The 6991-nt window shown below is 72.4% G+C and carries 4 protein-coding genes; all 4 read right to left on the reverse strand.

Going from position 1 to position 6991, the window contains the following annotated elements:
- Positions 1-165 precede the first annotated feature (165 nt).
- The 4 genes from G5C65_RS27945 to G5C65_RS27960 all read right to left on the reverse strand — a co-directional run bounded on the left by G5C65_RS27945 (position 166) and on the right by G5C65_RS27960 (position 6951).
- Positions 166-1686, reverse strand: coding sequence for a maltokinase N-terminal cap-like domain-containing protein (locus tag G5C65_RS27945; protein ID WP_165301801.1), 1521 nt, complete (start codon positions 1684-1686; stop codon positions 166-168).
- Positions 1687-1930: 244 nt separating this feature from the next.
- Complete coding sequence (gene treS, locus G5C65_RS27950; protein ID WP_165301799.1) at positions 1931-3640, reverse strand: maltose alpha-D-glucosyltransferase; 1710 nt, start codon at positions 3638-3640, stop codon at positions 1931-1933.
- Positions 3627-5675 carry an alpha-1,4-glucan--maltose-1-phosphate maltosyltransferase gene (locus G5C65_RS27955; RefSeq protein ID WP_165301800.1) on the reverse strand — a complete coding sequence of 683 codons (2049 nt, stop codon included), beginning with the start codon at positions 5673-5675 and terminating at the stop codon, positions 3627-3629. Before G5C65_RS27955 ends, treS begins: the two co-directional genes overlap by 14 nt.
- Before the next feature lie 466 nt (positions 5676-6141).
- Positions 6142-6951: a pectate lyase gene (locus G5C65_RS27960; RefSeq protein WP_165301802.1), complete on the reverse strand. Its 810-nt coding sequence runs from the start codon at positions 6949-6951 to the stop codon at positions 6142-6144.
- Between the last annotated feature and the right edge of the window lie 40 nt (positions 6952-6991).

Genomic DNA, 6991 nt, shown 5'->3' on the forward strand with positions numbered 1-6991 from the left:
GGTGCGGGCGGGGGCGCCCCGGCCCTCCGGGCCAGGACGGTGGCGGCCGGGAGCGTCCGGGCCGTGCGCGGGTCTCGCCACGGGGTGCGGAGGAACGTCGCGGGGATGTACGCGGTCGGCCGGTCGGCGTTCACGGGGGTGGGCCTCCAAGTCACGGCGGCGGGGTCAGTCGGAGAGGGAACGTTTCTCGGCGGCGAGCCTGCGGATCGCGGAGAGCGGCACGGACAGCCACGCGGGCCGGTTGCGGGCCTCGTACAGCACCTCGTAGACCGCCTTGTCCGTCTCGTAGGCGCGCAGCAGCACCGCGTCCTCGCGCGGGTCCACCCCGCAGGCCGCCGCGTAGCCCGCGCAGTACGCGGCCCGGTTGCGCGCCGCCCAGCCGCGGGCGAACGGGTCGCCGCACGCGTCGGGGTCCGGCTCGCAGCCGCCGTGTGCCGGGCGCTGGCAGGCGGCGTAGTCGAAGGAGCGCAGTATCCCGGCGATGTCGCGGGCCACCGGGTGGTGCCCGCGCCGCTCGGCGAGCGGCCGGGCCGGCTCTCCCTCGAAGTCGATCAGGGTCCAGCGGCCGTCCGCCGCGCGGAGGGTCTGCCCGAGGTGCAGATCGCCGTGCACCCGCTGGGCCGGGCGCGGGTCGCCGCGCCGCCCCTGCTCGGCGAGCGCGTGGAAGGTGCCGCGCAGCGCCGTACGGTACGGGCGCAGCGCGGGCACCGCAGCGCTGGCCGCGTCCAGCCGCTCCGCCATGCCCCCGGCGACCCGCTCCAGTTGGGCCCCGTCCAGCGCGGCGGTGGGCAGCGCGCGGGCCAGCCCGGCGTGCACCTCCGCCGTGGTGCGGCCCAGCGCGCCGGCCGGGCCGGTGAAGTCGCGGCGCGCGGCGAGGGCGCGCAGCGCGAGCTGCCAGCCGTCGGTCGCGCCCGGCAGGAACGGCTGGAGCACCCCGAGGGTGCGGGTGCCGGCGGCGTGGGACGGCTCCGCGCAGGCATCGTGCGTCTCGCACACCTCGCACGTCTCGCGTGTCTCGAACCACGCCGTCGGCGCGGGCACCCGGCCGCACCCGGAGCGGGCGAGCGCGAGCGGCAGCTCCAGGTCCGGGTTGACGCCGACGTCGACCCGGCGGAAGAGCTTGAGGACGAAGGAGGAGCCGTAGACCACCGAGGAGTTGGACTGCTCGGCGTCCAGCGGGCTGGGGCGCAGGCCCGAGGGGATCACCGCGTCGGGCTCGCGGGCGAAGCGCAGCGGGCCGAGCCGCCCGGGGGCGCGCAGCCGTTCGAGTAGCAGGCCGGTGAGGCGGGGGTCGTGCAGCGCCTCGTAGACGGCGCGGCCGCGCAGCGTGCCGGAGCCGGGGCGGCCGATCAGCGCGGGGGCCAGCTCCGGCGGCAGCGCCTCGCGGACGCCGAGCAGCAGCTGGTAGCAGTCGCCGGTGTCGGCGGGCGCCGCGCCCTGCCGGGCGCGGACGAGCAGATGGAGCAGCCCCACCGCCGCGCCGCCCGGCCCGCACGGCAGCAGCTCGGTCGCCGCGACGAGCGAGAACCCGGCCAGCGGCCGCCCCTTGCCCGCGAACCAGCGCTGCCTCGGCAGCCATTCCACGAGCAGCGGGGCCAGCGAGCGCAGCAGCGCCCTGCCCCGGGGCTCGCCACCGGCTCCGCTCGCCGGACCGGGGGCGGCGAGGGGCAAGGAGCTGTCCGACATGGCGTCCATGGCGTCCTTTCCCCGGGCACACGAAAGGTACGCAGAGTGTCCCGGATCGCTGGGATTGATGTCCGGGCGCGCGGGACGTGTCGGCGTTATTCACTTCGATGCGGGAGTGCCGGGCGATCGCGTGTGCCCCGAAGGGGCGCGGGGAACTGCGCGCGCGACCACGGCACACCCGCACCTCGCGAAGCACGGGAAAGGGGCAGCCCCGACAAAGGGGCAGCCCCGACCGGGGAAATCCCTAGGCGCGGCGCAGCCGGAACCAGTAGAAGCCGTGCCCCGCGAGCGTCAGCAGGTACGGCAGCTCGCCGATCGGCGGAAACCGCACGCCCCCGATGAGCTCCACGGGAACGCGTCCGCGCCAGGTCCGCAGATCGAGCTCGGTCGGCTGCGGAAACCGGGAGAAGTTGTTGACGCACATCACCAGGTCGTCGCCGCCCTCCGGCAGCCGGACCGCGCGGAGGAAGGCGAGTACGGCCGGATTGGACGAGGACAGCTCCTCGTATGTCCCCAGCCCGAAGGCCGGATTCTGCTTGCGGATCTCGATCATCCGCCGGGTCCAGTGCAGCAGCGAGCTGGGCGAGCTCATCGCCGCCTCGACATTGGTGACCTGGTAGCCGTGCACCGGGTCCATGATGGTGGGCAGAAAGAGCCGGCCGGGGTCGCAGGAGGAGAAGCCCGCGTTGCGGTCCGGCGTCCACTGCATGGGGGTGCGGACGGCGTCCCGGTCGCCCAGCCAGATGTTGTCGCCCATACCGATCTCGTCGCCGTAGTAGAGGATCGGTGAGCCGGGCAGCGAGAAGAGCAGGGCGGTGAAGAGCTCGATCTGCTTGCGGTCGTTGTCGAGCAGCGGCGCGAGGCGGCGCCGGATTCCGATGTTGGCGCGCATACGCGGGTCCTTCGCGTACTCCGCGTACATATAGTCGCGCTCTTCGTCGGTGACCATTTCCAGGGTCAGCTCGTCGTGGTTGCGCAGGAAGATTCCCCACTGGCAGCCGGAGGGGATCTGCGGCGTCTTGGCCAGGATTTCCGAGACCGGGTAGCGGGACTCGCGGCGCACCGCCATGAAGATCCGGGGCATCACCGGGAAGTGGAATGCCATATGGCACTCGTCGCCGCCGCTCTCGAACGACCCGAAGTAGTCGACGACGTCTTCCGGCCACTGGTTCGCCTCGGCGAGCAGTACGGTGTCCGGGTAGCCGGCGTCGATCTCGGCGCGCACCCGCTTGAGGAACGCGTGGGAGCGCGGCAGGTTCTCGCAGTTGGTGCCCTCCTCCGCGTACAGATAGGGCACGGCGTCCAGCCGGAATCCGTCGATTCCCAGATCGAGCCAGAAGCGGAGCGCGGAGATGATTTCGTCCTGGACGGCCGGGTTCTCGTAGTTCAGGTCCGGCTGGTGCGAGAAGAACCGGTGCCAGTAGTACTGCTTGCGCACCGGGTCGAAGGTCCAGTTGGACGCCTCGGTGTCCACGAAGATGATGCGCGCGTCCTGGTACGCCTTGTCGTCGTCCGCCCAGACGTAGTAGTCGCCGTACGGGCCCTCCGGGTCGCGCCGGGACTCCTGGAACCACGGGTGCTGGTCGCTGGTGTGGTTCATGACGAAGTCGATGATGACCCGCATGCCGCGCTGGTGCGCGGAGTCCACGAACTCCACGAAGTCCGCGAGGTCGCCGAACTCGGGGAGTACGGAGGTGTAGTCGGAGACGTCGTAGCCGCCGTCCCGCAGCGGGGACTTGAAGAACGGCGGCAGCCACAGGCAGTCGACTCCGAGCCACTGCAGATAGTCGAGTTTCGCGGTGAGCCCTTTGAGGTCGCCGACACCGTCTCCGTCGCTGTCCTGGAAGGAGCGGACCAGGACTTCGTAGAAGACCGCGCGCTTGAACCAATCCGGGTCACGGTCCCTGGCGGGCGTGTCCTCGAAGGTGTCGGGAACGGGCTCATTGACGATCATGAGTGGGTGACCCTCCGGTCGGTGAGGACGGTCGCAGGGTGCAGATATGGGCCGCGGCGGGGGACTCACCCCCCGGCTCCAGGCGCACATAGTTGTCCCTGCCCCAGTGGTAGGTCTCGCCGGTGAGCTCATCGCGCACCGGGAGCGGATCCGCTCCGCTCATCTGAGCGGCGGTCAGTCCGGATGCTTCGAACTGCGCCATGTCCAACGACACCGTTGCCTCGTGGGTGTGGTGCGGGTCGAGGTTCACCACGATCAGCACCGTGTCGGCGTACGGGGTGCGGCAGTGCTTGGAGTAGGCCAGCACCTGCTCGTTGTCCGTGGGGTGGAAGCGCAGGCCACGAAGGTGCCGCAGGGCCGGATGACGGCGGCGCAGCCGGTTGAGCGTGGTGATCAGCCCGCTCAGCGAGCGGCCCTCGCGCTCGGCCGCCGCCCAGTCCCGGGGACGCAGCTGGTACTTCTCCGAGGACAGGTACTCCTCGCTGCCCGGCCGCAGCGGGGTGTTCTCGCACAGCTCGTACCCCGCGTACATCCCCCACGACGGGGACAGCGTCGCCGCCAGCACCGCGCGCGCCGCGAACGCCGCGCGGCCGCCGTCCTGGAGGTAGGCGTGCAGGATGTCCGGCGTGTTGACGAAGAGGTTCGGCCGCAGATAGGCGGCGGACTCGCCGGTCAGCTCCGTGAGGTACTCCGTCAGCTCGTGCTTGGCGGTGCGCCAGGTGAAGTACGTGTACGACTGCTGGAAGCCGACCTTCGCCAGGGTGTGCAGCATCGCGGGCCGGGTGAACGCCTCCGCCAGGAACACCACGTCCGGGTCCGTGCGGGCGATCTCCGCCAGCACCCTCTCCCAGAACACCACCGGCTTGGTGTGCGGGTTGTCCACCCGGAAGATCCGCACGCCGCGCGCCATCCAGAACCGCAGCACCCGCAGCGTCTCGGCCACCAGCCCGGCGTACGCGCCCGGGTCGGCGTCGAAGGAGAGGGGGTAGATGTCCTGGTACTTCTTCGGCGGGTTCTCGGCGTAGGCGATGCTCCCGTCGGCGCGGCGCGCGAACCACTCCGGGTGCTCCCTGACCCAGGGGTGGTCCGGCGAGCACTGGAGCGCGAAGTCCAGCGCCACCTCCATCCGCAGCTCCCGGGCGCGCGCCACGAAGGCGTCGAAGTCCGCGAAGGTGCCGAGATCCGGGTGGAGCGCGTCGTGCCCGCCGGCCGCCGAGCCGATCGCCCACGGCGAGCCCACGTCGTGCGGACCGGCGGTCAGCGCGTTGTCCGGGCCCTTGCGGTGGGTGGCCCCGATGGGGTGGACGGGCGGCAGGTACACCACGTCGAAGCCCATCGCGGCCACCGCGTCCAGCCGCTCGGCCGCCGTGCGCAGCGTGCCGCTGACCGGCCGCTCGCCCTCCCGCACCCTGGCTCCCTCGGAGCGCGGGAACATCTCGTACCAGGAGCCGAACAGCGCCCGCTCCCGCTCCACTTGCAGCGGGTAGGCCCGCGAGGCGGTCACCAGCTCGCGCAGCGGATACCGGTCCAGCACGGCGGCCACCCCCGGCGCCAGCGCGGCGGCGAGCCGCGCGGCCGGGTCCCGGGAGGCGTCCCGCAGGCCGTCCACCGCCTCCAGCACCTCCGCGCGCCCCTCCCGCTTGGGCACCTGCTCGGCGGCGCGCTCGTGCAGCAGCGCGCCCTCCTCCAGGGTGAGTTCGGTGTCGATACCCGCCGGAACCTTGATCCGCGCGTGCCGCCGCCAGGTGCGCACCGGGTCGCCCCACGCCTCCACGGCGTAGGTCCAGCGGCCCTCCGCGTCCGGGGTGACCTCGGCGCCCCACCGGTCGGTGCCGGGCGCCAGCTCGCGCATCGGCGTCCAGGGCCCGGCGCGGCCCGCGGGCCCGCGCAGCACCACGTTGGCGCCGACGTCCTCGTGCCCTTCGCGGAAGACGGTGGCCGAGACCTGGAAGGTCTCGCCGGGCACGGCCTTGGCGGGGCGGCTGCCGCAGTCGACGAGCGGGCGGACGTCGAGCACGGGAATACGACCAATCATCGGCTCACCTGGGTGCAATCACGAAAGACAACGGACTCGCCCCAGTTCTAGCCGCTCACCGCAGGGCTACCGTGCCGATGGGATGACGCCCCCCGTCCGCGTTCACCCGGATGGTGCTGGGCAGGGGGCTGCCCCGTGCGGCTTCGCCGCAGGGTGCGGGCGTTCGGTGGTCGCCCGCGCAGTTCCTCGCGCCCCTTGCGGGGCGCACGGATGTGCCCCGTCAGGGGCGCGGGGAACTGCGCGACCGGCCATGGGGGTACCTCCCTGCTCGAGCGAAGCCGAGAGCTTGGGGGAGACAGCCGCAGTCCGCACGGCACGGGCCGGGGCAGCCCCTGCCCGGCAGCCCCGGCAGAGGCGACCATGATCCGCCGGACACGCCCCAGCAGACTGCGTAGCTGCCGCAAGGGGCGGCCCCTGTCCGGTGGGGTTCGCCGGGCAGGGGCCGCAGGTCGCTCAGGGGCAGGCGCTACTCGTAGGAGATGTCCCCCTCGCTGTAGAGGCAGTGCCGGCCGTCGGGACCGGAGCCGGACTCCGTCGGCTCGCCCCCGCCCTCCTTGCCCTGCCACCGCACGCACGGCCGGATCCTCCGGTCGCCGTCGCCCTTGACGGTGATGTTGCGCAGCCGGGCGGTGTCGCCGAAGTTCTCGTTGATGCCGACGATGTCCTTGCCGGGCGCCGTGACCTCGATGGTGTCGAGCTCGACATGGCGCTCGTACTGGGTGGAGCAGTTGCCGCACGAGCGGTAGAGCTTGCCGAAGTCCTCGACGGCGAAGCCGCGGACCTTCAGGGTGCCCCCGCCGTTGTGCTGGAGGACCTTGTCCTCGGCCTTGCGGGCGCCGCCGCCGATGACCTGGAAGGTGGCGCCGTTGCCGCCCCGGAAGGTGGCCGCGTCCTCGCCGACGTCCTCCCACCACACGTTCTCCAGGGTGCAGGACCCCGAGCAGTGGATGCCGTCGGCGGCGGGGGCGCCCAGGATGACGTTCTTGAGCGTGGCGCCGTCCGCCAGCTTGAACATCGGCGGCTGGCCCTCGTCCTGGCCGCCGTCGCCGAGGTCGCCCTCGCCGATGTAGCGGACCATGCCGCCGTCGACCTCGCCGCTGATCTCCTGCGTCTCGCTGATCCGCCTGTCGTCGCTGGGCGTGGGCCACTCGGCGGCCGACGCGGGCGACATCATCGACGTCGTGGTCAGCGCGCCCGCGACCAGCACGCCGGCGCTGATCCCGCCGATGAGGGACCGGCGGGTGGTGAAGAGCTTCCTGCGGTGGTTGTTCGCCATGATCTCGTCGATCTCTTCCGGTGTTGTGGGGGTGGGGGGT

Source organism: Streptomyces boncukensis, assembly GCF_011045075.1.
GTDB classification, from domain to species: Bacteria; Actinomycetota; Actinomycetes; order Streptomycetales; family Streptomycetaceae; genus Streptomyces; species Streptomyces boncukensis.